Source organism: Streptomyces sp. BRA346, from assembly GCF_052851135.1.
Genome location: NZ_JAIWIH010000014.1, coordinates 77687 through 102989, shown reverse-complemented (window position 1 = coordinate 102989; position 25303 = coordinate 77687). Strand labels below are relative to the sequence as shown.

Genomic DNA, 25303 nt, shown 5'->3' with positions numbered 1-25303 from the left:
ACCGCGGCCCCGTTGTTTTTTCGCATCCCGAATTCCATTGAGCCGCATTAGCGGACGGCTGTTAATTCCGGCCGCTCGCCGTGTTTACGGAATGTTTCGAAGTTCTCACCTGGGACCCGTTTCGCAATCGGTATTCGGCCAGCGAGCGTTCGGTGTGCGCGGCGGCGAGCGCCCGCGCCCGGTCGGCGTCGCCGCGCGCGACCGCGTCCACGATCGCCCCGTGCTCCGCCCAGGACTCGACGGCGCGCACCGACGGGTCGGCGCCCCCGGTCGCCCCCGGTAGGCCCGGCGCGGCCTGTACGGGCTGCATGGACTGGACCACCTGCGCGGCCTGCCGGGCCGGGTCCGACGCGTACACCCACGCCGTCTTGCGCCGCAGCTGCACCAGCATTCCCGCCAGGCTCGGGCTGCCGGACGCCTGGGCGAGCGTCTCGTGGAACCAGTCGCCCAGCGAGCGCAGCTCGCCCAAGCGGCCGCGCTGGGCCCGCTCCTGGCCGAGCCGGACCAGACCGCGCAGCACCTTCAGATGCCCCTCGGTGCGGCGCTGGGCGGCCCTGGCGGCGCCCAGCGGCTCCAGCAGGGCCCGGATGTCCAGGAGGTCGGCCGCCTCCTTCTCGGACGGCTGGGCGACGCACGCGCCCGCATGCCGCCGGGTCGTGACGAAGCCCTCGGACTCCAGGGTGCGCAGCGCCTCGCGGACGGGCACCCGGGAGACCCCGTAGCGCCGGGCGAGCAGCTCCTCGGTCAGCCGGCTGCCGGGCGGATAGGTACCGGAGATGATGTCGTCACGGATCGCCGTGCACACCGCATGCGCCGAAATCCGGCGACCGCCCTGGAGTGCGGCCGTATCCCCGTTCACTTCCGGTCCCGCATTGTCGAACCTCCGCCTCAACCCCGCGAAACGCATCCGATTGACGCGTGTTCAGCGACTCTATTCGAAGCCGCCGGGATTTCCGATGGGCGAAGGCAATTCAGGGATATTTTTTGGTCACAGTGGAGCGTCCCGGCCGGGTAACGCCGAAGGCCCCGTCCGGAGCGGACGGGGCCTTTCGACAGGAGCGGCGACGGGTCAGAGGTTGACGCCGTGCGAGCGCAGGTAGGACAGCGGGTCCATGTCCGAGCCGTACTCCGCGGTGGTGCGGGCCTCGAAGTGCAGGTGCGGGCCGGTGACGTTGCCGGTGGCGCCGGACAGGCCGATCTGCTGGCCGGGGGTGACCTTCTGGCCGACCGAGACACCGATCGAGGAGAGGTGGCCGTACTGGGTGTAGGTGCCGTCGTTCATCTTGATGACGACGTTGTTGCCGTACGAGCCGCCCCAGCCCGCCTCGACGACCTCGCCCATGCCCACCGACTGCACCTCGGTGCCCGTGGAGGCGCTGAAGTCGATGCCGGTGTGGCTGCCGGAGGACCACAGGCCGCTGGACGCCTGGTAACCGGTGGAGACGGAGGAGCCCTCGACGGGCGACACGAACGTGTTGAGGCGCTTGCGCTCCTCCTCGCGCGCGGCGCGCTCCTTGGCCTCGCGCTCCGCCTTGGCCTTCTTCGCGGCCGCCTCGGCCTTCCGCGCGGCCTCCTGGCGGGCCACGGCCTCGGCCTTCGCCTTGGCGGCGGCGGCCTCGGCGGCGCTCTCCTGGGACTGGGCCTGCGCGTCGATCTGGTCGGAGAGGCCGTCGCCGATCACCATCGCCTGGCGGAGACCGGTGTCCTGGGGAGACGGCGTCTCGCCGGTCGCGGCGAGGGCCGGGCCGGCGATGCCGGCGACGACGCCCGAGGCGACCGTGGTGATGCCGGCGATGTTCGCGCCGGTACGGACGGCGGTCTGGCTGGGACGTCGGTGCTTCCCTGCGGCACGGGTGAACGCCATGTGGTGGCGCACTCCTTTCCTTCCTTCTCGCCTACCGGGTTAGCTGACGGGTTCGGAGCAGGAAGGTCTCCTACGGGCCCCTCCCCCGGCCGGGGAAGGCGTCCGATTCACCCCAGGGACGTTTGGGTCCCCGGCTCCCCTGGCACTCGCACCATGGGACTCGGCGATGACTGTCCGTGCCGCGGGTGCGGCGGGTATCCGGCGAACAGCCGCACTGACGCTAAACGGGCCGCGTTTCGATCACCAAACGGTTACGGGTTTTTGTTGTTCTCGCCACAAACCAAACGCCCCTCATATCGGGCATAAGGGAGGACCCTGGCGTCTCGCTTGACGCCAGGGTCCTTGTTCTGATGGTGCGTTGAGCCGGGCCCCGGAACATCTCGGGCCCGGCGGAGAGCGGTTCAGCCGGTGATGACGCGCACCTCTCCGATGCCGAGCGCCCTGACCGGCTCCTCGATCTTCGAGGCGTCACCCACGAGCACGGTCACCAGCCGGTCGGCCGGGAAGGCGCTCACGACCGCCGCGGTCGCCTCCACCGTCCCCGCCTCCGCGAGCCGGGCGTACAGCTGCGCCTGGAAGTCGTCCGGCAGGTGCTGCTCGACCTGGTCGGCGAGCGTGCCCGCGACAGCGGCGGCCGTCTCGTACTTCAGCGGGGCGACGCCGACGAGGTTCTGCACGGCGACATCGCGCTCGGCGTCCGTCAGCCCCTCCTCCTTCAGCGTCCGCAGCACCGTCCACAGGTCGTCCAGCGCCGGGCCGGTGACCTCGGTGGCCACCGAACCGCTGATCGCCAGCAGCGAGGCGCCCGCCGAGCCGCCACCGGCCGGCGAGGGCGGCGTGGAGCGCAGCACCTGGCCGAAGGCGCGCACCCCGTAGGTGTAGCCCTTCTCCTCGCGCAGCACCCGGTCCAGCCGGGAGGTGAGGGTGCCGCCCAGGCAGTAGGTGCCGAGCACCTGCGCGGGCCAGACGCGGTCGTGCCGGTCGGCGCCGATGCGCCCGATGAGCAGCTGGGTCTGGACCGCGCCGGGCCGGTCGACGATCACCACACGACCGGTGTCGTCGGCGATGATCGGCGGGACCGAGCGCTGCGGGGCCGGGCCGCCGGTCCAGGCGCCGAGGGTGTCGGCGAGCGCCTGGTCGAGGTCGACACCGGCCAGGTCGCCGACGACGACCGCGGTCGCGGTGGACGGCCGGACGTGCGCCTCGTAGAAGGCGCGCACCGCCGCGGCGTCGATGCCCTCGATGGTCTCCTCGGTGCCCTGGCGCGGCCGGGACATCCGCGACTCGGCCGGGAACAGCTCCTTGGCCAGAGCCATGGAGGCACGGCGGGCCGGGTTCGCCAGCTCGTGCGGGATCTCGTCCAGTCGGTTGCGCACCAGCCGCTCGATCTCGCCGTCGGGGAAGGCGGGGGCGCGCAGCGCGTCGGCGAGCAGGCCGAGCGCCTTGGGCAGCCGGGAGACCGGCACCTCCAGGGAGACCCGGACGCCGGGGTGGTCCGCGTGGGCGTCCAGGGTGGCGCCGCAGCGCTCCAGCTCGGCGGCGAACTCCTCGGCGGTGTGCTTGTCGGTGCCCTCGGACAGGGCGCGCGCCATGATCGTGCCGACGCCGTCCAGACCGGCCGGTTCGGTGTCCAGCGGGGCGTCGAGGTTGATCTCCACGGCGACGACCTGCTGGCCGGGGCGGTGGCAGCGCAGCACGGTGAGCCCGTTGGACAGCTCACTGCGCTCCGGCGCCGGGAAGGCCCACGGCTTGGGGGCGCCGCCCTGCGGCTGCGGGTGGAAGGTCATGGTGGCGGTGACGGCGTCGCTCACTGGGCCGCCTCCCCTTCTGCGTCGGTGTCGGCGGCTTCTGCGGCACCGGAGGACTCGTCGTCCGCGTCCTCGGCGCCCTGGACGGGCTCGTAGACCAGCACGGCCCGGTTGTCGGGGCGCAGCCGCGCCGCGGCCACGGCCCGCACCTCCTCGGCGGTGATGTCCAGCACCCGCCCCACGGCGGTCAGCGCCAGCTGCGGGTCGCCGAACAGCACGGCGAAGCGGCACAGCTCGTCGGCGCGGCCGCCGACGGTGGCCAGCCGGTCCAGCCACTCGCGCTCGATCTGCGCCTGGGCGCGCTCCATCTCCTGCGGCGTCGGGCCCTCCTCGGCGAAGCGGGCCAGCTCCTCGTCGACGGCGGCCTCGATGCCGGGCACCTCGACCCCGCCGGAGGTCTTCACGTCCAGCCAGCCCAGCGACGGCGCGCCCGCCAGCCGCAGCAGACCGAACCCGGCGGCGACTGCCGTACGGTCGCGGCGCACCAGTCGGTTGTGCAGCCGGGAGGACTCGCCGCCACCGAGGACGGTCAGCGCCAGGTCGGCGGCGTCGGCCTCACGGGTGCCGTCGTGCGGCAGCCGGTAGGCGGCCATCAGGGCGCGGGCCGGGACCTCCTCCTCGACGACCTCGCGCAGCTGCCCGCCGATGACCTCCGGGAGCGTGCCGTCGCGGGGCGGCCGCTTGCCCTCGTGGGAGGGGATGGTGCCGAAGTACTTCTCGATCCAGCCGAGCGTCTGCTCGGAGTCGATGTCGCCGACGACGGACAGCACCGCGTTGTTCGGCGCGTAGTACGTGCGGAAGAACTCCCGGGCGTCCTCCAGGGAGGCGGCGTCCAGGTCGGCCATCGAGCCGATCGGGGTGTGGTGGTACGGGTGGCCCTCGGGGTAGGCCATGGCGACGAGCTTCTCGAAGGCCGTGCCGTACGGAACGTTGTCGTAGCGCTGGCGGCGCTCGTTCTTGACGACGTCCCGCTGGTTCTCCAGGCTCTCGTCGTCCAGCGCGGTCAGGAGGGACCCCATCCGGTCCGCCTCCAGCCACAGCGCCAGCTCGACCTGGTGGGCGGGCATCGTCTCGAAGTAGTTGGTGCGCTCGAAGCTGGTCGTGCCGTTGAGCGAGCCGCCGGCCCCCTGGACCAGCTCGAAGTGGCCGTTCCCCGTCACCTGGGCCGAGCCCTGGAACATCAGGTGCTCGAAGAGGTGGGCGAGGCCGGTACGCCCCTTGACTTCGTGGCGTGAGCCGACGTCGTACCAGAGGCAGATCGCGGCGACCGGGGTCAGGTGATCCTCGGAGAGCACTACCCGCAGGCCGTTGGCCAGACGGTGCTCGGTCGCTTTCAGGCCGCCGGAGCCGGCCTGTTGCGTGGCCGTGTGACCCATGGGCATGTACGTCCCTTCGATCGCGTGTGGAGCGCGTGCGAACCGCTGTGATGAGCGCTTCTGTCACTGTATGCAACCGCACGGACATCTGGCGAAGTTCCCGTCACGCAAAGGTCCGGCAGAGGTCCCGCCGTGCCGTTCGGGGACGGCCCGTTCCACAGTTGTCGGTGGACGGGGCCACAATGGTCCGCGTCAGATCCCGCTCTGCCGTTGAAGGAGCCGCAAGCGCGATGGCCCGCCGCAGCACGAAGAGCCCGCCGCCGGACGACTTCGAGGAGCGCATCCTCGACATCGACGTCGTCGACGAGATGCAGGGCTCCTACCTGGAGTACGCCTACTCGGTCATCTATTCGCGCGCGCTGCCCGACGCCCGCGACGGGCTCAAGCCCGTGCACCGACGCATCCTCTACCAGATGAACGAGATGGGGCTGCGCCCCGAGCGCGGCTTCGTGAAGTGCGCCCGCGTCGTCGGCGAGGTGATGGGTAAGCTCCACCCGCACGGTGACGCGTCGATCTACGACGCGCTGGTGCGCATGGCGCAGCCGTTCTCGATGCGCCTGCCGATGGTCGACGGCCACGGGAACTTCGGCTCGCTGGGCAACGACGACCCGCCCGCCGCCATGCGGTACACCGAGTGCCGGATGGCCTCGGCGACGTCCCTGATGACCGAGTCCATCGACGAGGACACGGTCGACTTCTCGCCGAACTACGACGGCAGCGAGCAGGAGCCCGTCACCCTCCCCGCCGCCTATCCGAACCTGCTGGTCAACGGCACGTCCGGGATCGCGGTCGGCATGGCGACGAACATGCCGCCGCACAACCTGGGCGAGGTGGTCGCCGCCGCCCGCCACCTGATCAAGCACCCGGGCGCGGACCTCGACACGCTGATGCGGCATGTGCCGGGTCCCGACCTGCCGACCGGCGGCCAGATCGTCGGGCTCAGCGGCGTCCGGGACGCGTACGAGACGGGGCGCGGCAGCTTCAAGATCCGCGCCACGGTGGCCGTGGAGGACGTGACGCCCCGCCGCAAAGGCCTCGTCGTCACCGAACTGCCCTTCACCGTCGGTCCCGAGAAGGTCATCTCCAAGATCAAGGACCTGGTCGGCGCGAAGAAGCTCCAGGGCATCGCGGACGTCAAGGACCTCACCGACCGTGCGCACGGCCTGCGCCTGGTGATCGAGATCAAGAACGGCTTCAACCCGGAGGCCGTGCTGGAGCAGCTCTACAAGCTCACGCCGATGGAGGAGTCCTTCGGCATCAACAACGTGGCGCTGGTGGACGGCCAGCCGCTCACGCTGGGGCTCAAGGAGCTGCTGGAGGTCTACCTCGACCACCGCTTCGACGTGGTGCGGCGGCGCAGCGAGTTCCGGCGCACCAAGCGGCGCAACCGGCTGCACCTGGTCGAGGGGCTGCTGGTGGCTCTGCTCGACATCGACGAGGTCATCCGCCTCATCCGGTCCAGCGAGAACTCGGCGCAGGCCAAGGAAACGCTGATGGACCGCTTCGACCTGTCGGACGTCCAGACGCAGTACATCCTGGACACTCCGCTGCGCCGGCTGACCAAGTTCGACCGCATCGAGCTGGAGTCGGAGCGCGACAAGCTCAACGCGGAGATCGAGGAGCTGACCCGGATCCTCGACTCGGACGCCGAGCTGCGCAAGCTGGTCTCCTCCGAACTGGCCACGGTGGGCAAGAAGTTCGGCACCCCGCGGCGCACGGTGCTGCTGGAGTCCGCCGACGCCCCGGTGGCCGCGGTGCCGCTGGAGGTCGCGGACGACCCGTGCCGGGTGCTGCTGTCCTCCACCGGGCTGCTGGCCCGTACGGCGAACGGCGAGCCCTTCGCGGGCGAGCAGGCCAAGCGCAGCAAGCACGACGTGATCGTCTCGGCGGTCCCGGCGACGGCCCGCGCGGAGGTCGGGGCGGTGACCTCGACGGGGCGGCTGCTGCGGCTCCAGGTGATCGACCTGCCCCAGCTACCGGAGTCCTCCGCGACCCCGAACCTGGCGGGCGGGGCGCCGATCGCCGAGTTCCTGTCCCTGGAGGAGGGTGAGGAGCTGATCTGCCTCACCACCCTGGACGAGTCCTCGCCGGGGCTCGCGATCGGCACGGAGCAGGGCGTCGTCAAGCGCGTGGTCCCGGACTATCCGGCCCACAAGGAGGAGCTGGAGGTCATCGGCCTCAAGGAGGGCGACCGGATCGTGGGCGCGGTCGAGCTGCGCACCGGCGAGGAGGATCTGGTCTTCATCACCGACAACGCCCATCTGCTGCGCTATCCGGCCGGCCAGGTGCGGCCGCAGGGGCGGGCCGCGGGCGGCATGGCGGGCATCAAGCTCGCGCCCGACGCGAAGGTGATCTCGTTCACGGCGGTCGACCCGGCGGCCGACGCGGTGGTGTTCACGGTCTCGGGTACGCACGGCACGCTCGACGACTCCGTACAGCAGACGGCCAAGCTCACCCCCTTCGACCAGTACCCGCGCAAGGGGCGGGCCACGGGCGGGGTGCGCTGTCAGCGGTTCCTCAAGGGCGAGGACTGTCTGGTGCTGGCCTGGGCGGGCGCGACCCCGGCCCGCGCGGCGTCGGCCACCGGCGCCCCGGTGCCGCTGCCGGAGCCCGATCCTCGCCGGGACGGCTCCGGAGTGCCGCTCGCCAAGCCGGTGGCGGTGGTCGCCGGGCCGGTGTAGGCACGGCGGGAGCGGACGGTCAGGGGCGCGGCACCGGAGCGGTGCCGCGCCCCTGCGCATGCGGCTACCGTGAGCGACGAGCGCGGCGCCTCCTCAGTGCCCGGCGCCGTTGCGGCGGGCCCGCAGCTGCCGGAGCGCGACCCGGGCGCCGGGGTGGCCGCGGTCGGCCGCCTTCCGGAAGTGCCGCTCCGCCCCGGTCGGGTCGCCGAGGTCCAGATGCAGGGTGCCGAGCACCACCAGCGCGGTGAGATCCCCGGCGTCCACCGCCTTGCCGAGCCAGTGCAGGGCCTCCGGGTACGCACCGCGGTTGCCGAGCCCGATGCCGTAGACCGTCATGCCCTCCCGGTCACCGGCGAGCGCCGCCTGCCGGGCGAGCTCCTCGGGGATCGGCCGCCCCTCGGCGTACGCCGCCCGCACCCTCGCCCGCACCGCCGGATCCAGCCGCCGCACCCCGCGCTTCCCTCGGCGTCCGCGCCACCGCGCCCACAGCCCGCACATCAGAACCCCCCTCCGCCCCCGGAGCGGCCATTCTCCCGCCGTCCCGGCCCCCGCGGAACAGGGTGCGCGTCCCCGGGGAACCGGACCGTCTCGCTCCCCCGTCACCCTGATTACCCCACCCGTGCGCGAAGTTGATCGACAGAGGTTAGGCTTACCTTCGTGAGCACGTGCACGACCGCTTCCCGGGATCTGTCCGAGCCGCTCGCCGGGACGGCGGCCACCGCCCCCACCTGGCTGCTTGTCGAACAACCGGGCCCCTGGGGCACCGAGGCCCTGACCGCCAGCCGCCTGGACCCGGCCGTGGGGCGCGCCCTGGAGCGCGCCGCCGAAGGCACCGGCGTCCGGGTCGCGCTGATCCGCCGGCCCGGGCGCCATGCCGACCTGCACGCGGGCAGCCGTCACCGGGTGTTCGTGGCGCACACCCGGCCCGGCCGCTCCTGGATCCGTACGACCGCCCTCGCCGACCCGGGGCAGCTGCTCGGCCTGGACTTCGCCGCGCTGGGCGCGGGCGACGCGGGCTGCCTTGCCGGTGCGGCCGACGACGCTCCCGGCGGCCTCCCCGGGGAGTGGGAGGAGTACACCGGCGATCCGCTGGTGCTGGTGTGCACCAACGGCAAGCGCGACCGCTGCTGCGCGCTGCTCGGCCGCCCGCTGGCCGCCGAGCTGACCGCCGCCGGGGTGGAAGGGACCTGGGAGATCACCCACATCGGCGGCCACCGCTTCTCGCCGACGCTCGTCGTCCTGCCGCACGGCTACGCCTACGGCCGGGTCACCGCCCAGGACGTCAAGGACACCCTCGCGGCGCTGCGCGAGAACCGGGTGGCCACCGAGGGCTGCCGCGGCCGCTCCGCCTGGGAGCGGCCCGGACAGGCGGCCGAGCTGGCGGTCCGCGAGCTGACCGGTGAGGACGGCGCCGACGCGCTGACGGTCATACGCACCGAGAGCGCCGCCCCCGCCTGGTCGGTGACCGTGGCGCACACCGACGGCCGGGTGTGGCGGGTGAGCGTGGCGCAGGCGGCCGCCGCACCGCCGCGGCCGCAGAGCTGCGGGTCGCCGCTGGGCTCCCCGGCCCGCATGGACGTGGTGGGCATCCGGGCCGTGCGGCCCGCGCGCGCCGGACGGACGGTCACCGCCGCCAGGCGCTGAGCGACCGCCCTCTCCCCAGCGGCCCCGGCCTCCCCCGCCGCGCGCGGCCGCCGGGGGTACGGGGGCGTGCCCTCGCCCTGCCCTTCGTTACCCTTCGTTGCCATGAGCGCCGCGATACCGCCGGGGCCGCCCTCCGCGGCCACAAGGTGGCGCATCGGCTGGCCCCGACGCGTCTTCTCCCAGGTGCTGCTGATGCAGCTGGCCATCGCCACGGGCGTCACCGTGCTCGCGACCGGCCTCTTCCTGCGCCCGCTCGGCTCCCAGCTCGACGACCAGGCCATGCGCCGGGCGCTGTCCATCGCCCAGACCACGGCCTCCGAGCCGCGGCTGGTCACGGCGCTCCAGCACACCCGGCCCAGCCGGGGAGGACCGGTCCAGGCCGCGGCGGAGCGCATCCGCCGCGCGACCGGCGCCGAGTACGTCGTGATCATGGATCGGCGCGGGGTCCGCTGGTCGCACACCTCCCCTGACGAGATCGGCAAGCACGTCTCGACCAGCCCCGAGCAAGCCCTCGCGGGCCATGAGGTCATGCAGATCGACAACGGCACGCTCGGCCGCTCGGCCCGCGGCAAGGTGCCGCTGCGCGACAGGGACGGCCGCATCGTGGGCGCGGTGTCGGTCGGCATCGCGTACGAGACCGTGCGCGGACGGCTGCTCGGCACGCTGCCCGGGATGCTCGCGTACGCGGGCGGCGCGCTCGCCGTCGGCGCCCTGGCGGCCTATCTGGTGTCCCGCAGGCTCCAGCGGCGCACCCATGACCTGGCCTTCTCCGACATCTCCGCGCTGCTCGCCGAGCGCGAGGCCATGCTGCACGGCATCCGCGAGGGCGTCGTCGCGCTCGACGCGCACGGCCGCATCCGGCTGATGAACGACGAGGCGCAGCGGCTGCTGGACCTGCGCGCCGAGGACACCGGACAGCCCCTGGAGGCGGTGCTGCCGCCCGGCCGCACGACCGATGTGCTGGCGGGGCGGGTCACCGGCGCCGATCTGCTGACCGTCAGCGGCGGCCGGGTGCTGGTCGCCAACCGGATGCCCACGGACGACGGCGGCGCGGTGGCCACCCTGCGCGACCGCACCGAACTGGAACGGCTCGGCCGCGAACTGGACGGCACCCGCGGGCTGATCGACGCCCTGCGCGCCCAGGACCACGAACACGCCAACCGGATGCACACCCTCCTCGGCCTGCTCGAACTCGAACTCCACGAGGAGGCCGTGGAGTTCATCACCGAGGCGGTCGGCGTCCACCGTGCCACCGCCGAGCAGGTCACCGAGCGGGTGCACGATCCGCTGCTGGCCGCCCTGCTGGTCGGCAAGGCCACGGTCGCCACGGAGCGCGGGGTGTCCCTGCGCATCGCCGAGGGCACCCTGCTGCCGGACCGGCTGGTGGATCCGCCGGGGCTGGTGACGATCGTCGGCAACCTGATCGACAACGCGCTGGACGCGGCGGTCGGTTCGGCCGAGCCGCGGGTCGAGGTGGAGCTGTGCGCGGACGACCGTACGGTGCTGCTGCGGGTCTCGGACACCGGGCCCGGCATCCCCGCCGACCGGCGCGACCTGGTGTTCACCGAGGGCTGGTCCACCAAGAAGCCGCCCGCGCACGGACAGCGCGGCATCGGGCTGGCCCTGGTGCGCCGCCTCGCCGAGCGCCAGGGCGGCAGCGCACGGGTGGCCGACCGTGACGGCGGCGGCGCCGAGTTCACCGTCGTCCTCCCCGAGGCGCTGACCCAGGAACCGGCCGGGGAACCGGCCAACGCGCCGCTGACCGCGACAGGAGAGCCGCGATGACATCGGACACCGGCCCGGGCGGTCTCATCGGGGTACTGGTCGTGGACGACGACGTACGGGTCGCCCGCGTCAACGCGGCGTACGTCGGGAAGGTGGCGGGCTTCCGCGTCGCCGGGCAGGCGCACACGGCCGCCGACGCGCTGGCCTTCCTGGAGCGCGGCCACGCCGACCTCGTCCTGCTCGACCACTACCTGCCGGACGAGACCGGACTCGCGCTGGTGGGGCGGCTGCGGCAGCTGGGCCATCACACGGACATCATCATGGTGACCGCCGCCCGCGACATCGGCACCGTGCAGGCCGCGATGCGCAACGGCGCGCTCCAGTACCTGGTCAAGCCGTTCACGTTCGCCGGGCTGCGCGCCAAGCTGGAGGGCTACGCGGCGCTGCGCCGCGCCCTGGCGGGCGGCGGCGAGGCCGGACAGGACCAGGTGGACCGGATCTTCGGTGCCCTGGGCGGCGCGTCGGCGGGCCCCGCCGAGCTGCCCAAGGGCCACTCGGCGCTCACCGCCGACCTCGTACGGGAGGTGCTGCGCGGCGCCGACGGCCCGCTGTCGGCCCAGGAGGTCGCCGAGCGCGCGTCGCTCAGCAGACAGACCGCCCAGCGCTATCTGAAGCTCCTGGAGCGCACGGGCCGGGTGCGGCTCAGCCTCAAGTACGGCGAGACCGGCCGCCCGGAACACCGCTACGACTGGGTCTGAGCCCGGGGGCGCGCGGCGCCCTCAGGCCGCGCCCGCCCCGGTGAGGGCCCGCACCTCCGTCTCCGCGTGCCGGGCCGCGTGCCCGCGGGCGTCCGTGGCCTCGTCGGAGAGGACCGTGCCGAGCCAGCCGGCGAGGAAGCCGAGGGGGACCGAGACCAGCCCGGGGTTCTGGAGCGGGAAGAGATGGAAGTCCACCCCGGAGAAGATCGCGTCGGGCCCGCCGGAGACCACCGGGGAGAACACCACCAGCACCACCGCCGGGACCAGCCCTCCGTAGACCGACCACACCGCTCCGCGCGTGGTGAACCGCCGCCAGAACAGCGAGTACAGCAGCACCGGGAGGTTCGCCGACGCGGCGGCCGCGAAGGCGAGCCCCACCAGGAAGGCCACGTTGAGGTCGTCGGCGAGCAGCCCGAGGCCGATCGCCGCCGCCCCGATCCCGACCGCCGCGACCCGCGCGACCGCGACCTCGCTGCGCGGTGTGCGGTCCTTGCGGCGGCTCAGCGAGGCGTACAGGTCGTGGGCGACGGAGGCCGAGGAGGCGAGGGTGATCCCGGCGACGACGGCGAGGATGGTGGCGAACGCGACGGCGGCGACGATCGCGAACAGCACGGTCCCGCCCGTCGATCCCGCGCCCCCGCCGAGATCGAGCGCGAGCAGCGGCACGGCCGTGTTGCCCGCCGCGTTGGAGCTGCGCACGGCATCGGTGCCCAGCACGGCCGCCGCGCCGAAGCCCAGCACGATCGTCATCAGGTAGAAGCCGCCGATCAGCCCGATCGACCAGATGACGGACCGGCGGGCGGCCGGGGCGGTCGGCACGGTGTAGAAGCGCGAGAGGATGTGCGGCAGCCCCGCGGTGCCCAGCACGAGGGCGACGCCCAGGCTCACGAAGTCCAGCCGGGCGGTCCAGCCGTCGCCGTACGCGAGCCCCGGGGCGAGGAAGTCGCTGCCCTGCCCGCTGTGCCGCGCCGCGGTGCTCAGCAGGCTGTCGATGTCGCCGTGGAAGCGGACCAGGACGAGCACGGTGAGCGCCACCGCGCCGCCCATCAGCAGGACGGCCTTCACGATCTGGATCCAGGTCGTGGCCCGCATCCCGCCCAGCGCGACGAAGACCACCATCAGCGTGCCGACGCCGATGACCGTCCAGGACCGGGCCCGGGCCCCCGTCTCGTCCAGCAGCAGGGCGACCAGGCTGCCCGCGCCGACCATCTGGGCGACGAGGTAGAGCACGCAGACGGTGACCGAGGAGACGCCCGCGGCGATCCGGACCGGGCGCTCGCTCATCCGCGCGGCCAGCACGTCGGCGAGGGTGAACCGGCCGCAGTTGCGGACGAGTTCGGCGACCAGCAGCAGCACCACCAGCCAGGCCACCAGGAAGCCGACGCAGTAGAGCACCCCGTCGTAGCCGAAGAGCGCGATGAGGCCGGAGATGCCGAGGAAGGAGGCGGCCGACATGTAGTCGCCCGCGATGGCGAAGCCGTTCTCCATCGGCGAGAACAGCCGCCCGCCCGCGTAGAACTCCTCCGGGGAGCCCTGCCGCCGGCGGCTCGCCCACGTGGTGATCGCGAGCGTGGCGGCCACGAAGACGCCGAAGAGCAGCAGCGCGAGGCTCTGCTGATTTCCCGTCACCGCCCGTGCCCCCGCATCATCTCCTGCGTCACCCAGCGCAGCTCCAGCGCGACCCGGTCCCTGCGCAGCCGGGCATGGCGGGCGTACGCCCACGTCAGCAGGAACGTGGTGGCGAACTGCGCGAGCCCCGCGACCATCGCGACGTTGAGCGACCCCGCCACCGGGCGGGCCATCACACCGGGCGCGGTCGTCGCCGCCACCACATACGCGAGGTACCAGAGCAGGAAGGCGGCGACCGCGGGGAAGACGAAGCGGCGGTAACGCCTGCGCACCTCCTGGAACGCGGCGCTGCCGTGCACCTCCGTGTACACCTCCTCGGCGGCGGGCGGGCGGGCGCGCCGGGGCGGACCGGCCGTCTCGTCCGGCCCGCCCCAGCCGGAGGCGAGCGCGTCGTACCAGGGATCGTCCAGCCGGGCCGCCCCGGCATCGCGCGCGTTGTGCATGTCCACCCGAAAGCTCCTTGTTCACTGCCGCGTTGGCGTGCCCAAGGATGGACAGAGGGAGAAGATCCCGGATACTCCAATACCGGACGTTCACCCCATCAGGTGACTCAGGTGATGAACGACCCGGAATCGTCGTCCCGTGGAGCGGCGATGCCGTAGCGGTAGGCGTAGCGCACGGCCTGGGCGCGGTCGCGGACCGCGGTCTTCGCGAACAGGTTGTTGATGTGCGTCTTCACGGTGGCGGGCGCGATCATCAGTCGGCGCGCGATCTCCGGGTTGGACAGCCCCTCGGCGACCAGCGCCAGGACCTCCGCCTCGCGGGTCGTGAGCCCGTCCGGCAGCGGCCCGGCGGCGGTGTCCCGCCCGGACTCGCCCCGGTCGGACCCGTCTCGCTCCGCGAACCGCTCCCCCTCTGGTCCCGCCTCCAGCGTGCCGCCGAGGAGTTCGGCGCACTCGCGCATTCCGAGCAGACCGTACCCGGCGCCACTGACGGTCAGACCGGCGGCGGCCGGTGCCGAGCGGGCACCGCTGTCGCGGACCTCGAGCGAGACCGCGGCGCGGCGTAGCCCAGCCGCAGCTCCACCCGGGCGCCCGGCGCGTGCTTGCGGACGTTCGTCAGCGCCTCCTGGGCGACCCGGCGGAGCGTGAGTCCCGCCTCCGCGGTCAGCGTCCGCGGCTCACCCTCCCGTACGAAGCGGGCGCCCTCGGCCGCGGCCGAATCCCGCAGGAAGTAGCGCCGCGGCGGCCACGCGGTGGTCGTGGTCGATCAGCCCGGGTTCACGCGGGGCCAGGTAGCCGAGCACCACCGGCACCACCCACCAGCGCCGCGCGTCCTCGGTCACCTTCTGCGGCCGGAACTGCCGTACGAGCACGATCACGAACGACCGCGGCGATGAGCACGACCCGGGCGAGTTCCGGCATGACAAGAGCCTCCGTGGGGCGGGAACGACAACGCTCCCGACGCTACGGACGGGCCCGGCCACGGAGATCGGAGCCAGGGCGGATTCCGGGTGGACGCCGTCTCTCCACCCGGGGGTGGAGAGACGGCCGCTTCAGACGTCGCCCGGACTCCTCGGACGCCTCGGACGCCTCAGAGGCCTCAGGTACCTCAGATGCCTCAGACGTCGATGCGCGACCGGTCCAGGGTCGCCGCCGAGTTGGTGATGAACTCCTTGCGCGGCGCGACCTCGTTGCCCATGAGCAGGTGGAACGCCTGCTCGGCGGCCTCCAGATCGCTGATGTTGATGCGCCGCAGCGTGCGGTGACGCGGGTCCATCGTCGTCTCCGCGAGCTGGTCGGCGTCCATCTCGCCGAGACCCTTGTAGCGCTGGATGCCGTCCTTGTAGCGGACCCCACGGCGCTCCAGGTCCAGCAGCGTCTCCCGCAGCTCGTTGTCGGAGTACGTGTAGAGGTACTTCTCCTGACCCCGCTTCGGGTTGATCAGCTCCACCCGGTGCAACGGCGGCACGGCCGAGAAGACCCGCCCCTGCTCCACCATCGGCCGCATGTAGCGCTGGAAGAGGGTGAGCAGCAGACAGCGGATGTGGGCGCCGTCGACATCGGCGTCGGCAAGGAAGATCACCTTGCCGTAGCGGGCCGCGTCGATGTCGAACGTACGGCCCGAACCGGCCCCTATGACCTGGATGATCGATCCGCACTCGGCGTTCTTCAGCATGTCCGACACGGACGACTTCTGGACGTTGAGGATCTTGCCGCGGATCGGCAGCAGCGCCTGGAACTCGGAGTTCCGGGCGAGCTTGGCCGTACCGAGCGCCGAGTCGCCCTCGACGATGAACAGTTCGCTGCGGTCCACGTCGTCGCTGCGGCAGTCGGCCAGCTTCGCGGGCAGCGAGGAGGACTCCAGCGCGGTCTTGCGGCGCTGCGCCTCCTTGTGCTGGCGGGCCGCGATGCGCGTACGGGCCGCGGCGACGACCTTCTCCAGGACGGCGCGGGCCTGCTGCTTGGCGTCCCGCTTGGCGGACGTCAGGAACGCCTTCAGCTCCTTGGCGACCACATTGGCCACGATCCGGGAGGCGGCCGAGGTGCCCAGCACCTCCTTGGTCTGCCCCTCGAACTGCGGCTCCGCGAGCCGCACGGTCACGACGGCGGTCAGGCCCTCCATGACGTCGTCCTTGACGACGTCGTCCTCGGCGACGCGCAGCAGCTTGGCGGAGCGCAGCACCTCGTTGACGGTCTTGGTGACCGAGCGCTCGAAGCCGGAGACGTGCGTGCCGCCCTTGGGTGTGGCGATGATGTTCACGAAGGACTTGGTGGTGGCGTCGTAGCCGGTGCCCCAGCGCAGCGCGATGTCGACGCCCATCTCCCGGGTGACCTCGGTCGGCGTCATGTGGCCACGCTCGTCGAGGACCGGCACGGTCTCCTTGAAGGTGCCCTGCCCGGACAGGCGCAGCACGTCGCAGACGGCCTTGTCCTGGGCGAGGTACTCGCAGAACTCGCTGATGCCGCCGTCGTAGCGGAACTCCTCCTCGACGGGCCCCTCCCGGCCCTCGAGAGCCCGCTCGTCCCGGACGACCAGCGTCAGGCCCGGCACCAGGAAGGCGGTCTGGCGGGCGCGGGCGTGCAGCGTCTCCAGGGAGAGCTTGGCGTCCTTGAGGAAGATCTGCCGGTCCGACCAGTAGCGGATGCGGGTACCGGTGCGGGTCTTGGGGACCCGCTTGCCCTTGAGGAGGCCGCTGGAGGGGTCGAAGGGGGCGTCCGGTCCGGATTCGGTGAAGATTCCGGGGACGCCGCGCCGGAAGCTGATCGAGTGGGTCTTGCCGTGCAGGTCCACCTCGACGTCGAGGCGGCTGGACAGCGCGTTCACCACGGAGGCGCCGACGCCGTGCAGACCGCCGGAGGCCGCGTACGCTCCGCCGCCGAACTTGCCGCCGGCGTGCAGCTTGGTCATCACGACCTCGACACCGGACAGCCCGGTCTTGGGCTCGACGTCGACCGGGATCCCCCGGCCGTTGTCCCGGACCTCCACGGAACCGTCGTCGTGCAGATGCACCTCGATGCGGTCACAATAGCCGCCCAGGGCCTCGTCCACGGAGTTGTCGATGATCTCCCAGAGGCAGTGCATGAGACCGCGACTGTCGGTCGATCCGATGTACATACCGGGCCGCTTGCGCACTGCCTCGAGCCCCTCGAGGACGAGAAGGTGCCGCGCGGTGTAGTTGGAGCCGCCCCGGTCTGCTCCGGTCAGCATCGCAGTGGACGGCACGGACGTGTCGGCGGTCACGCGGTTCGCTCCTCGCTGAATTTCTGTTGGCCCAACTGTGGGCACGATGGTGGCACGGGTCGCCCGTCAGAGCGTACCGAGGCCTGATAGAGCCTTCGTGCCGCCACCCGTGAAACGTCCATCCTAGTCCAGGCCGCCCTGTTTTCGCTCGTACGTTCGATAGCCCGTTTGGCGTGAAGCACACATCACGTTCCCTTGGAGGCATGAACCATTTAGGCTCCGGGCACGTCCTCATTCACAACCGGCAACCCGGCCGGGGGGACAAAACCCGACAAGCGACGTGAATCCGTAAACCAACGCAATACGGCTCATTCGCCGCCAACCGTCACCATCCGGCCCACTCAGAAGCAATTTTTGAGAAAAAGCCACGAGCGGGAACGATATCGGGCTGGTTGGATGTTGACCCTGGTACGACAGCTCGTCGAGCTAGAGAAGAGGCGACGTGACTACTGTTCTGACCCCCGCGAGCCCGCTGACGGCCGCTGACCGCTGCGACCGCTGCGGCGCCCAGGCATACCTGCGCGTCGTCCTGATGAGCGGCGGTGAACTGCTCTTCTGCGCCCACCACGGTCGCAAGTTCGAGCCGGAACTCAAGAAGATCGCCGCGGAAATACAGGACGAGACCGAGCGGCTGACCGCCGCTCCGGCGTCTGCGTCGGACGACGAACGCTGACGCCTCGCGCCACGACGACGAGCGAAACCGGCCAAGGGCCGGACGTCGGGCGGCCCGCCCCAGCCAGGGGAGGGCCGCCCGCGCTCGTCGTGGCGTGTCGCGACCGCTGACGCCGTCCGGCGCCCAGGACCCCGGGGACCCCTCCGGGCCCCTCCCGGGCCTCTCGGACCCCGCGGCGGACCTGAGGCACCCCCTCGGCCGCCTCAGCCATACGCGGCCACCAGCGACACCACCGCCGAGATCCGGGTGTAGACGCCCGGCCGTCCGGCCACCGCACAGCCACTCCCCCACGACACCAGGCCCACCAGCCGCCCGTCGGCGACCAGCGGACCTCCGCTGTCCCCCTGACAGGCGTCCCGGCCGCCACCCGGAACCCCGGCACAGACCATCGAAGCCGACTGGTAATCGCCCTCCGCGTTGCCGGGATAGGCGCTCCGGCACGTCGCGTCGGTCAGGACGCGTACCGCCGTGGCCCGCAGCGTCAGCGCATAGCTGCCGTCACCGTCCGTATCACCCCAGCCGTACACCAGCGCCTTGCTCCCGGCCCGGTACGCCGGATCCCCGGCCCGCGCCATGCGGATGACGTAGGCGGGCGGCAGCGGCCGCCCCAGGGTGAGCACCGCGATGTCACCGGCCCGGTCGTCGGACTGGTACGCCGGGTTGACCCACACCTTCGCGGGCGCCATCTCCACCCCGCGGGTCCCGCGCAGATCATTGCGGCCGACGATCACCCGCAGGTCCCGCACCTCCTGCCACTTCTTGCCCAGCACCGCCCGGCTCAGGCAGTGCGCCGCCGTGATGACCTTCGTGGGGGTCACCGCCACACCGCCGCAGAACTGGCCCGAGCGCTTCTCCCCGAACAGCTCACGGCTGGCCAGCGCGACAACCCAGGGCGCCTCGGCCGTACGAACCCGGTGCCCACCCACCACGGCACGATCGGCCGTCGCCGGGCCGGGCGCGAGCAACAGCAGCGCGAGCGCGGCCGCGAGCAGCATGGCGAGGCGGGCGGGGGACGAGGGCAGCGACTTACGCATGCAGCCTCCTGACCGTACGGAGCGAGTCGCCCACCCAGCGTCACCCCGCCCGGCGTGATCCGCATCCCGGGGAGGTCCAATCGGGGCGGGCCGCCCTGGGCCAACCGAGTGATTCGTCCCCGGGCAGCACGTTCCGCGGACGGCGCTTCCGACAGCACGAAGGCCGGGCCCTCCGAGGAGGCCCCGGCCTTCGTGTTGGCGCTGTGCGGCGCGGAAGCCGCCCGTCAGTCCAGGTAGTCCCGGAGGACCTGGGAGCGGGACGGGTGGCGCAGCTTCGACATGGTCTTGGACTCGATCTGGCGGATGCGCTCACGCGTCACGCCGTAGACCTTGCCGATCTCGTCGAGCGTCTTCGGCTGACCGTCGGTGAGGCCGAAGCGCATGGACACCACGCCCGCCTCGCGCTCGCTGAGCGTGTCGAGCACCGAGTGCAGCTGCTCCTGGAGCAGGGTGAAGCTCACGGCGTCGGCCGGGACGACGGCCTCGGAGTCCTCGATGAGGTCACCGAACTCGCTGTCCCCGTCCTCACCCAGCGGGGTGTGCAGGGAGATCGGCTCACGGCCGTACTTCTGGACCTCGATGACCTTCTCGGGGGTCATGTCCAGCTCCTTGGCCAGCTCCTCCGGAGTGGGCTCACGACCCAGGTCCTGGAGCATCTGGCGCTGCACCCGCGCGAGCTTGTTGATGACCTCGACCATGTGCACCGGGATACGGATGGTGCGGGCCTGGTCGGCCATGGCACGCGTGATCGCCTGGCGGATCCACCAGGTGGCGTACGTCGAGAACTTGTAGCCCTTGGTGTAGTCGAACTTCTCGACGGCGCGGATCAGACCCAGGTTGCCCTCCTGGATCAGGTCCAGGAAGAGCATGCCGCGGCCCGTGTAGCGCTTGGCCAGGGAGACCACCAGACGGAGGTTGGCCTCCAGGAGATGGTTCTTGGCGCGGCGGCCGTCCTCGGCGATGATCTCCAGCTCGTGCTTGAGCTTGGGGGCGAGCTTGTCGGAGTTGGCGAGCTTGTCCTCGGCAAACAGACCGGCCTCGATCCGCTTCGCGAGCTCGACCTCCTGCTCGGCGTTGAGCAGCGGGACCTTACCGATCTGCTTCAGGTAGTCCTTGACCGGGTCGGCGGTGGCGCCGGCCGCGGCGACCTGCTGCGCGGGGGCGTCGTCCTCGTCCTCGTCGGAGAGCACGAAGCCCGCGTTCTCCGGCTCCGGCTCGGCACCCTCGGGGGCCGGCTTGCCGCCCGTCGGCACCTCCTCGATGACGTCCTCGGCCTCGAGGATCTCGTCGGTGACGTCCTTCTTGGGGGTGGTCTTCTTCGCGACCGTCTTCTTCGCGGCGGTGGTCTTCTTCGCCGCCGCCTTCTTGGCGGTGGTCTTCTTGGCGGCGGCCTTCTTCGCGGGGGGCGCCGACGCCTCCTCGGCCGGGCCTCCCGCGGCGGCCGCGGGAGCGGCCGGAGCAGCGGGGGCCTTCTTGGCGGCGACCGTCTTGGCCGCGACGGTCTTGGTGGCGGTGCGCTTTGCCGGACTCTTCGCTGCGACGCTCTTGCGGGTGCGCTTGGGCGCCTCTGCGGCACTGACCATCAGCGTCACACCCTCCTCGTCGAGGATCTGGTTGAGGCTGCGCAGAACGTTCTTCCACTGGGTTGGCGGAATCTGGTCAGCCTCGAAGGCCCGACGCACGTCATCGCCGGCAATCTGCCCCTCAGCCTTTCCCCGCTCGATGAGCGCCATGACAGACTCGGATTCGGCGATCTCCGGCGGGAGCGTACGGGATGTGCTGGCCGACACGAACAACCTCTCGGAACGTTGGAAACGGCTTCCGGCCCCGTCCGCTGTGGACCGGAGCCGACGACCGCCGGCAGGGATGAACCGACGGCGCGCGGGCGGAGTGCGGAGGAGTACAGCGTCGCGAGCGACATCCGTATTCCCTCCGCGGCTGCCACCTCTTTAATCATCGCGCTGCCCCAAAGAGCGTTACGCCCAATCGTCGTGGCCCGAGTCACACCACATATCGGTCTTAATACCCACCCAACGGGACAGATAACTCCGAGTCGATCACGCGCCGACTCCCGGGCGGCCTTCCTGGTCAGCCCGTACTGCGTCTCATGTCACGTCCCGCACTCCACGTTTCCGCGCCGTCGCCAGGCTCCGCGCCGCGCCGCCGAACCCGCGGGCGGGATCCGGCGACGCCGCTCCGTACGCCGTACCCCGCTCACCGCCGGCGGCCCGCCGCCCGCGGCATGCCATACGCCGTACGCCCCGGGCGCCGTACGCGCCGCGGGGTCAGTGCTCGCGCGGCGCGGGCACCCCGACCTCGGCGTGATCGAGATCCGGGTGGACGGTCAGGAGTTGGCGCATCGCCCCTTCGGCCGCGGCGGCGTCTCCCGACCCGACCGCCTCGACGATCCGGCGGTGGTGGCCGACGCTCGCCTCGGTGAGCCGGTCACAGCCGCTGGCCGGCGCGCCGGAGACATGGAGCGCGGCGGCGACGATGCCCGCCAGGTGCTCCAGCATCCGGTTGCCCCCGACCTGGAGCAGCAGGGCGTGGAACTCGGCGTCGGCGCGGGAGAAGGTGAGAGTGTCACCCTGGGTCAGCGAGTGCCCCATGATCTCCGCCATGTCGGCCAGCCGCTGCTGCACGTCCTCGCGGCCGTGCCCCGCGGCGAGGCGCGCCGCGAGCGGCTCGATCGTCCAGCGCAGCTCGCACAGCTCGCGGCGCTGGTCGTCACGCTGCGGCCCGAAGGCACGCCACTCGATGATGTCCGGATCCAGCAGGTTCCAGTCGCTGACCGGGCGGACCCGGGTGCCGACGTTGGGACGGGCGCTGACCAGGCCCTTGGCTTCGAGGACGCGCAGCGATTCCCGGACGACGGTGCGGGAGACCTCGAAGCGCTGGCCGATCTCCTCCGGGACCAGCGGGCGGTCCGCGCCCAGGTCGCCGGAAACGATCATCTGGCCGAGCTGCTGAACGAGTTGGCCGTGCAGCCCGCGGCCCCGGTTGCCGGCCGCGCGGCGGCCCACCCGGCCGATCTCCGCGTCCGCGCCGTCCCAGGAGGGGGCACTGCCGCGGTCGGCGCCGGGGGCGTCGGCGTAGGAGTAGCGGTCAAGCTCGCCCGAGCCGGCGAGGCCGGAGTCGGCGGGGCGAGCCGCGGTCATGGTGGTGTGCGCAAGGGTACTCACGCATCCTTTGTCGGCGACGCTCCGGAGACCCTTGAGGTCTTTGGTGAAAAGCACACGAAAGGGTGATCGCCCATTACCTCACAATTGACGCTGATTCGGACAGAAAGCGGCACCCTTCACCGGAGTTGCGACCACTTCATGAGCAGCCCCTGCGCGACCATCGACGAGCCGCTCCCGGGGCACAGAATCCCCTGCCGCGGACCGGCCCCTGCGTCCCGGTCCGCGGCAGGGCCGTCTACTGGCGGGCTCTTCTGCCGCGCAGCCCGGTGAGGGCGTAAGCGAACAGCAGCACCGCCACCGACAGCATCAGGGCCTGTCCCACGGGCTGGCCCGCGAGCCGCAGCACGGCCGCCACTCCCCGGTTGAGCATGGACGGCGGACGGTCCAGCGCCACGGCGCGCAGCCGGTGCGGCAGCCCGACGAGCGAGTGCAGCGACGGCTCGTCCATCGCGCGCCGGACCACGGGAACCGCCAGGAGCGGCACCGCGAGGAGCGTGGCCAGCCCGAGCGCGGTGGACCGGAAGACACCCGCGGCGAGCAGTCCGGCCCAAGAGCAGCCGATGGTGAGGCCGAAAACGCTCGCCATCAGCACCGGCCAGTCGCTCGGGAGCGGCACCGCGTTTCCGCCGACGAGCAGGAGGAGCGCCGCGCTGTCGAGGACGATGGCGCCGAGCGAGAGCAGCGTGGCACCGACCGCGCAGACGACGAACTTGGCGGCCAGCAGACCGATCTGTTGCGGTACGGCGTCCCGGGCGGGGGCCAGCGCCGGATAGCGGAACTCGTCGCCGAAGGCCAGGGCGCCCAGCAGCCCGGCGGCGATCGCGATGGGCGGCAGCGGAAGGTCGGTGGGCCAGCCGGTCAGCCGGTGCAGCTCCCCGGCACCGCCGTCGCGGGCCAGCAGCACGGACGCGAGGAGCGAGAGCGCGAGCGCCGCCGCGCCGATCAGCCAGCTGGACCGCACTCCGGTGGCGCGGCGCAGTTCGTACCGCATCGGCCAGGCGGGGCCCGGAAGCCGGAGCCTGTGGAGCACCCGGGGCGACGAGGTCTCGGGGGCGCGGGCGCGGGCTCCCGCGGGGGTCGCGGGTCCCAGGTCGGCCGTCTCCTCGACCAGCCGGTGCACCACGATGCCGTGGCGGTAGGCGGCCTCGCCGACGGAGGCGCTGGGCAGGCCGTAGACGGAGATGCGGGTCTCGTCGTCCCGCACCACCGAGAACGGGTCGGCGACCGCCTCCTCCTCGGCCTCGGGTTCCGCCTCGGCCAAGACACTCACGGGGGCCGCGGCGCCGGGCCCCGGGACAGGCACGGGAACCGTGGCGGGCTCGGCATCCGCCTCGGGCGCGCTCGCTCCCGCGGGCGCGGTGTCGCCCTCGGCCTGCGTCGTGTCCTTGGCGCGGCCGAGGCCGCCGAACCTGGATGTGGCCTTGAGCTTGATCCCACCCTTGGCCTCACCCTCGGCCGCGGCCTCCTCCGCCTGGGCGCGAGCCGCCGCTTCGGCCGCCGCCGCACGCTCCGCGCGCCGCTCGACCTCCGCCGCCTCCCGGGCGGCATGGGCCTCCTCCTCCAGGACGGCGGCCAGCCGTCCGGCGAGCGGTGAGCGGACGACGACGCGGGGGCGCAGCCGGGTACGGGCGAACTCGTCGACCGACTGATCGGCCACCAGCCGGCCCTCTTCCAGCGTGAGGACGCGGTCCGCGACGCGGACGACCCCTTCGGCGTCCTCGGTGGTGATCAGCACGGCGCCGCCCTGGTCGGCGAATCCGCGCAGCAGTCCGTTGAGCCAGTCGGTCTCGCGGGCCGACAGGCCCCGGGCCGGTTCGTCCAGCACGAGGGCGTGCGGGTCTCCGAGCAGCGCGGTGGCGATGCCGAGGCGGCGCTCCATCCCGAGGGCCAGGTCGCCGAGGCGCTCGTCCGCCAGATCCGTGAGGCCGACGACGTCGAGGACGACATCGGCGCGCGTGGCGGGCACCCCGGCGGCGGCACCGAGCATTCTCAGATGACCGCGCACGGTGCGCCCCGGATGTCCCGGGACATCGTCGAGGAGGACGCCGATCTCACGGGCCGGGCGCCGGATGCGGTGCAGGGGGCGGCCCCGGAAGAACGCGGAGCCTTGGCCCCGGTCGAGCTGAAGCAGCAGCCGCAACGCGCTGGTCTTCCCGGCGCCGGGACCACCGAGCAAGGCGGTGACACGGCGCGGCGGGGCCTCGAAGGTGAGATCGTCGACGGCGGGCGCGTGGTTGCGACGGCGGGCGCTGGTCAGTCCGGTGGCCTGGATCATGGCTTCTCCCGCGGGGCATGGAACCGCTCGGTGGCACGTGGGGACTGGTGTGTACCGGAGCACGGTAACCCGCTATGTCCTATTTCGTCGTCACATACACCCCTTGATGAGTCGTCGTGTCACAGGCCGTCACACCTCGGGACGAAGCATGGGCGGGTTGAGCAGCGTGGCACCCCCGGCCCGGAACAGCTGCGCGGGACGACCGCCCTGACGGGTCGTCGTGCCCCCGGTGGGCACCAGGAATCCCGGGGTTCCGGTGACCTTGCGGTGGAAGTTGCGCGGATCCAGAGCCACGCCCCACACCGCCTCGTACACCCGGCGCAGCTCGCCGACCGTGAACTCCTGCGGGCAGAAGGCGGTGGCCAGCGAGGAGTATTCGATCTTGGAGCGGGCGCGCTCGACGCCGTCCGCCAGGATGCGGGCGTGGTCGAAGGCGAGCGGGGCGGCCAGGTCCGCGTCCCGGCTGAAGGCTCCTTCCTGGTCGAGCAGCGACTCCACCGGGGCCCAGCGGACGCTGTGGGCGTCGCCCCCGGGCCGGGGCGCGGGCAGGTCGGGCGCCAGCGCCAGATGTGCGACGCTGACCACCCGCATCCTGGGATCCCGCTTCGGGTCGCCGTAGGTGGCGAGCTGTTCGAGGTGTGCGGCGTTCGGCGGGACCGGAAGCGCCGGGTCATGGGCGTGCAGCCCGGTCTCCTCGGCCAGCTCCCTGGCCGCGGCGGCGGTCAGGTCCTCGTCGGCGCGTACGAAACCGCCGGGCAGCGCCCATCGCCCCTTGAAGGGTGGCTCGCCGCGACGGACGGCCAGCGCACACAGCGCGTGCCGCCGCACGGTGAGCACGACCAGATCCACGGTGACGGCGAAAGCCGGGAAGGCCGATGGGTCGTAGGGCATGACTCGATCATAGTCGTCTGCCTGACGATAATCAGGCCGTTGAGCATGATCGGCGATGTTCCGAAAAGCGCTCTCCCAG

At 72.2% G+C, this 25303-nt stretch carries 19 protein-coding genes, 2 pseudogenes and 1 riboswitch; of the genes and pseudogenes, 5 read left to right on the top strand and 16 right to left on the bottom strand.

The annotated features are described in order from the left end of the window. Positions 1-61 precede the first annotated feature (61 nt). The 4 genes from LCH29_RS19155 to LCH29_RS19140 form a co-directional block, all read right to left on the bottom strand. Positions 62-859, bottom strand: a complete 798-nt coding sequence (locus LCH29_RS19155; RefSeq protein ID WP_446462943.1) for a GntR family transcriptional regulator — start codon at positions 857-859, stop codon at positions 62-64. 210 nt (positions 860-1069) lie between these two features. Beyond that, positions 1070-1864 (bottom strand): M23 family metallopeptidase, encoded by a 795-nt coding sequence (locus LCH29_RS19150; RefSeq protein ID WP_446462942.1) that lies wholly within the window; start codon positions 1862-1864, stop codon positions 1070-1072. A gap of 14 nt (positions 1865-1878) precedes the next feature. Continuing rightward, positions 1879-2040: riboswitch (cyclic di-AMP (ydaO/yuaA leader) on the bottom strand. A gap of 225 nt (positions 2041-2265) precedes the next feature. Continuing rightward, positions 2266-3675, bottom strand: coding sequence for a M16 family metallopeptidase (locus tag LCH29_RS19145; protein WP_446462941.1), 1410 nt, complete (start codon positions 3673-3675; stop codon positions 2266-2268). Beyond that, positions 3672-5048 carry a M16 family metallopeptidase gene (locus LCH29_RS19140; protein ID WP_446462968.1) on the bottom strand — a complete coding sequence of 459 codons (1377 nt, stop codon included), beginning with the start codon at positions 5046-5048 and terminating at the stop codon, positions 3672-3674. Before LCH29_RS19140 ends, LCH29_RS19145 begins: the two co-directional genes overlap by 4 nt. Before the next feature lie 230 nt (positions 5049-5278). Between LCH29_RS19140 and LCH29_RS19135 the strand changes: the two genes are divergently transcribed. Then, complete coding sequence (locus tag LCH29_RS19135) at positions 5279-7729, top strand: DNA gyrase/topoisomerase IV subunit A (protein WP_446462940.1); 2451 nt, start codon at positions 5279-5281, stop codon at positions 7727-7729. A gap of 93 nt (positions 7730-7822) precedes the next feature. Here the strand turns inward: LCH29_RS19135 and LCH29_RS19130 are convergent, their stop codons facing one another. Next, positions 7823-8179 (bottom strand): tetratricopeptide repeat protein, encoded by a 357-nt coding sequence (locus LCH29_RS19130; protein ID WP_446462939.1) that lies wholly within the window; start codon positions 8177-8179, stop codon positions 7823-7825. 207 nt (positions 8180-8386) lie between these two features. Here LCH29_RS19130 and LCH29_RS19125 point away from each other — a divergent pair, with 207 nt between their 5' ends. The 3 genes from LCH29_RS19125 to LCH29_RS19115 all read left to right on the top strand — a co-directional run bounded on the left by LCH29_RS19125 (position 8387) and on the right by LCH29_RS19115 (position 11856). Then, positions 8387-9373 (top strand): sucrase ferredoxin, encoded by a 987-nt coding sequence (locus LCH29_RS19125; protein ID WP_446462938.1) that lies wholly within the window; start codon positions 8387-8389, stop codon positions 9371-9373. 102 nt (positions 9374-9475) lie between these two features. Beyond that, the gene (locus tag LCH29_RS19120; RefSeq protein ID WP_446462937.1) at positions 9476-11158 is read left to right on the top strand and encodes an ATP-binding protein; all 1683 of its coding nucleotides are present in this window, start codon (positions 9476-9478) and stop codon (positions 11156-11158) included. Next, positions 11155-11856 (top strand): DUF7342 family protein, encoded by a 702-nt coding sequence (locus LCH29_RS19115; protein WP_446462936.1) that lies wholly within the window; start codon positions 11155-11157, stop codon positions 11854-11856. Before LCH29_RS19120 ends, LCH29_RS19115 begins: the two co-directional genes overlap by 4 nt. A 21-nt stretch (positions 11857-11877) precedes the next feature. Here the strand turns inward: LCH29_RS19115 and LCH29_RS19110 are convergent, their stop codons facing one another. The 6 genes and pseudogenes from LCH29_RS19110 to LCH29_RS19085 all read right to left on the bottom strand — a co-directional run bounded on the left by LCH29_RS19110 (position 11878) and on the right by LCH29_RS19085 (position 17169). Further along, a complete protein-coding gene (locus LCH29_RS19110) occupies positions 11878-13485 on the bottom strand; it encodes a solute symporter family protein (RefSeq protein WP_446462935.1) in 1608 nt (535 codons plus the stop codon). Continuing rightward, positions 13482-13934, bottom strand: coding sequence for a DUF485 domain-containing protein (locus LCH29_RS19105; RefSeq protein WP_446462934.1), 453 nt, complete (start codon positions 13932-13934; stop codon positions 13482-13484). Before LCH29_RS19105 ends, LCH29_RS19110 begins: the two co-directional genes overlap by 4 nt. Positions 13935-14035: 101 nt before the next feature. Next, positions 14036-14278, bottom strand: a pseudogene (locus tag LCH29_RS19100) (helix-turn-helix domain-containing protein); the annotation flags it as partial. Positions 14279-14317: 39 nt separating this feature from the next. Next, a pseudogene (locus LCH29_RS19095) lies at positions 14318-14670 on the bottom strand (ATP-binding protein); the annotation flags it as partial. Next, the gene (locus LCH29_RS19090; RefSeq protein WP_446462933.1) at positions 14606-14806 is read right to left on the bottom strand and encodes a hypothetical protein; all 201 of its coding nucleotides are present in this window, start codon (positions 14804-14806) and stop codon (positions 14606-14608) included. The pseudogene LCH29_RS19095 and the gene LCH29_RS19090, both read right to left, overlap by 65 nt. Before the next feature lie 239 nt (positions 14807-15045). Beyond that, the gene (locus LCH29_RS19085; RefSeq protein WP_446462932.1) at positions 15046-17169 is read right to left on the bottom strand and encodes a DNA gyrase/topoisomerase IV subunit B; all 2124 of its coding nucleotides are present in this window, start codon (positions 17167-17169) and stop codon (positions 15046-15048) included. A gap of 442 nt (positions 17170-17611) precedes the next feature. On the opposite strand from LCH29_RS19085, the gene LCH29_RS19080 reads away from it, so the two are divergent. After that, entirely contained in the window at positions 17612-17842 is a 231-nt protein-coding gene (locus LCH29_RS19080; RefSeq protein WP_123103422.1) for a DUF7455 domain-containing protein, read from the top strand. Between the two features lie 203 nt (positions 17843-18045). Here LCH29_RS19080 and LCH29_RS19075 read toward each other — a convergent pair whose 3' ends face one another. From LCH29_RS19075 to LCH29_RS19055, 5 genes are all read right to left on the bottom strand, one after another. Continuing rightward, positions 18046-18876, bottom strand: coding sequence for a S1 family peptidase (locus LCH29_RS19075; protein ID WP_446462931.1), 831 nt, complete (start codon positions 18874-18876; stop codon positions 18046-18048). A 224-nt stretch (positions 18877-19100) separates the two neighbouring features. Beyond that, positions 19101-20672, bottom strand: coding sequence for an RNA polymerase sigma factor (locus LCH29_RS19070; RefSeq protein ID WP_446462930.1), 1572 nt, complete (start codon positions 20670-20672; stop codon positions 19101-19103). Between the two features lie 489 nt (positions 20673-21161). Beyond that, positions 21162-22112 carry a FadR/GntR family transcriptional regulator gene (locus LCH29_RS19065; protein WP_063631560.1) on the bottom strand — a complete coding sequence of 317 codons (951 nt, stop codon included), beginning with the start codon at positions 22110-22112 and terminating at the stop codon, positions 21162-21164. A 181-nt stretch (positions 22113-22293) separates the two neighbouring features. After that, positions 22294-24333, bottom strand: a complete 2040-nt coding sequence (locus tag LCH29_RS19060) for an ATP-binding cassette domain-containing protein (protein ID WP_446462929.1) — start codon at positions 24331-24333, stop codon at positions 22294-22296. Positions 24334-24462: 129 nt separating this feature from the next. Further along, on the bottom strand, positions 24463-25224 hold the full coding sequence (locus LCH29_RS19055; protein WP_009714572.1) for an NUDIX hydrolase: 762 nt from the start codon (positions 25222-25224) through the stop codon (positions 24463-24465). Positions 25225-25303: the final 79 nt, after the last annotated feature.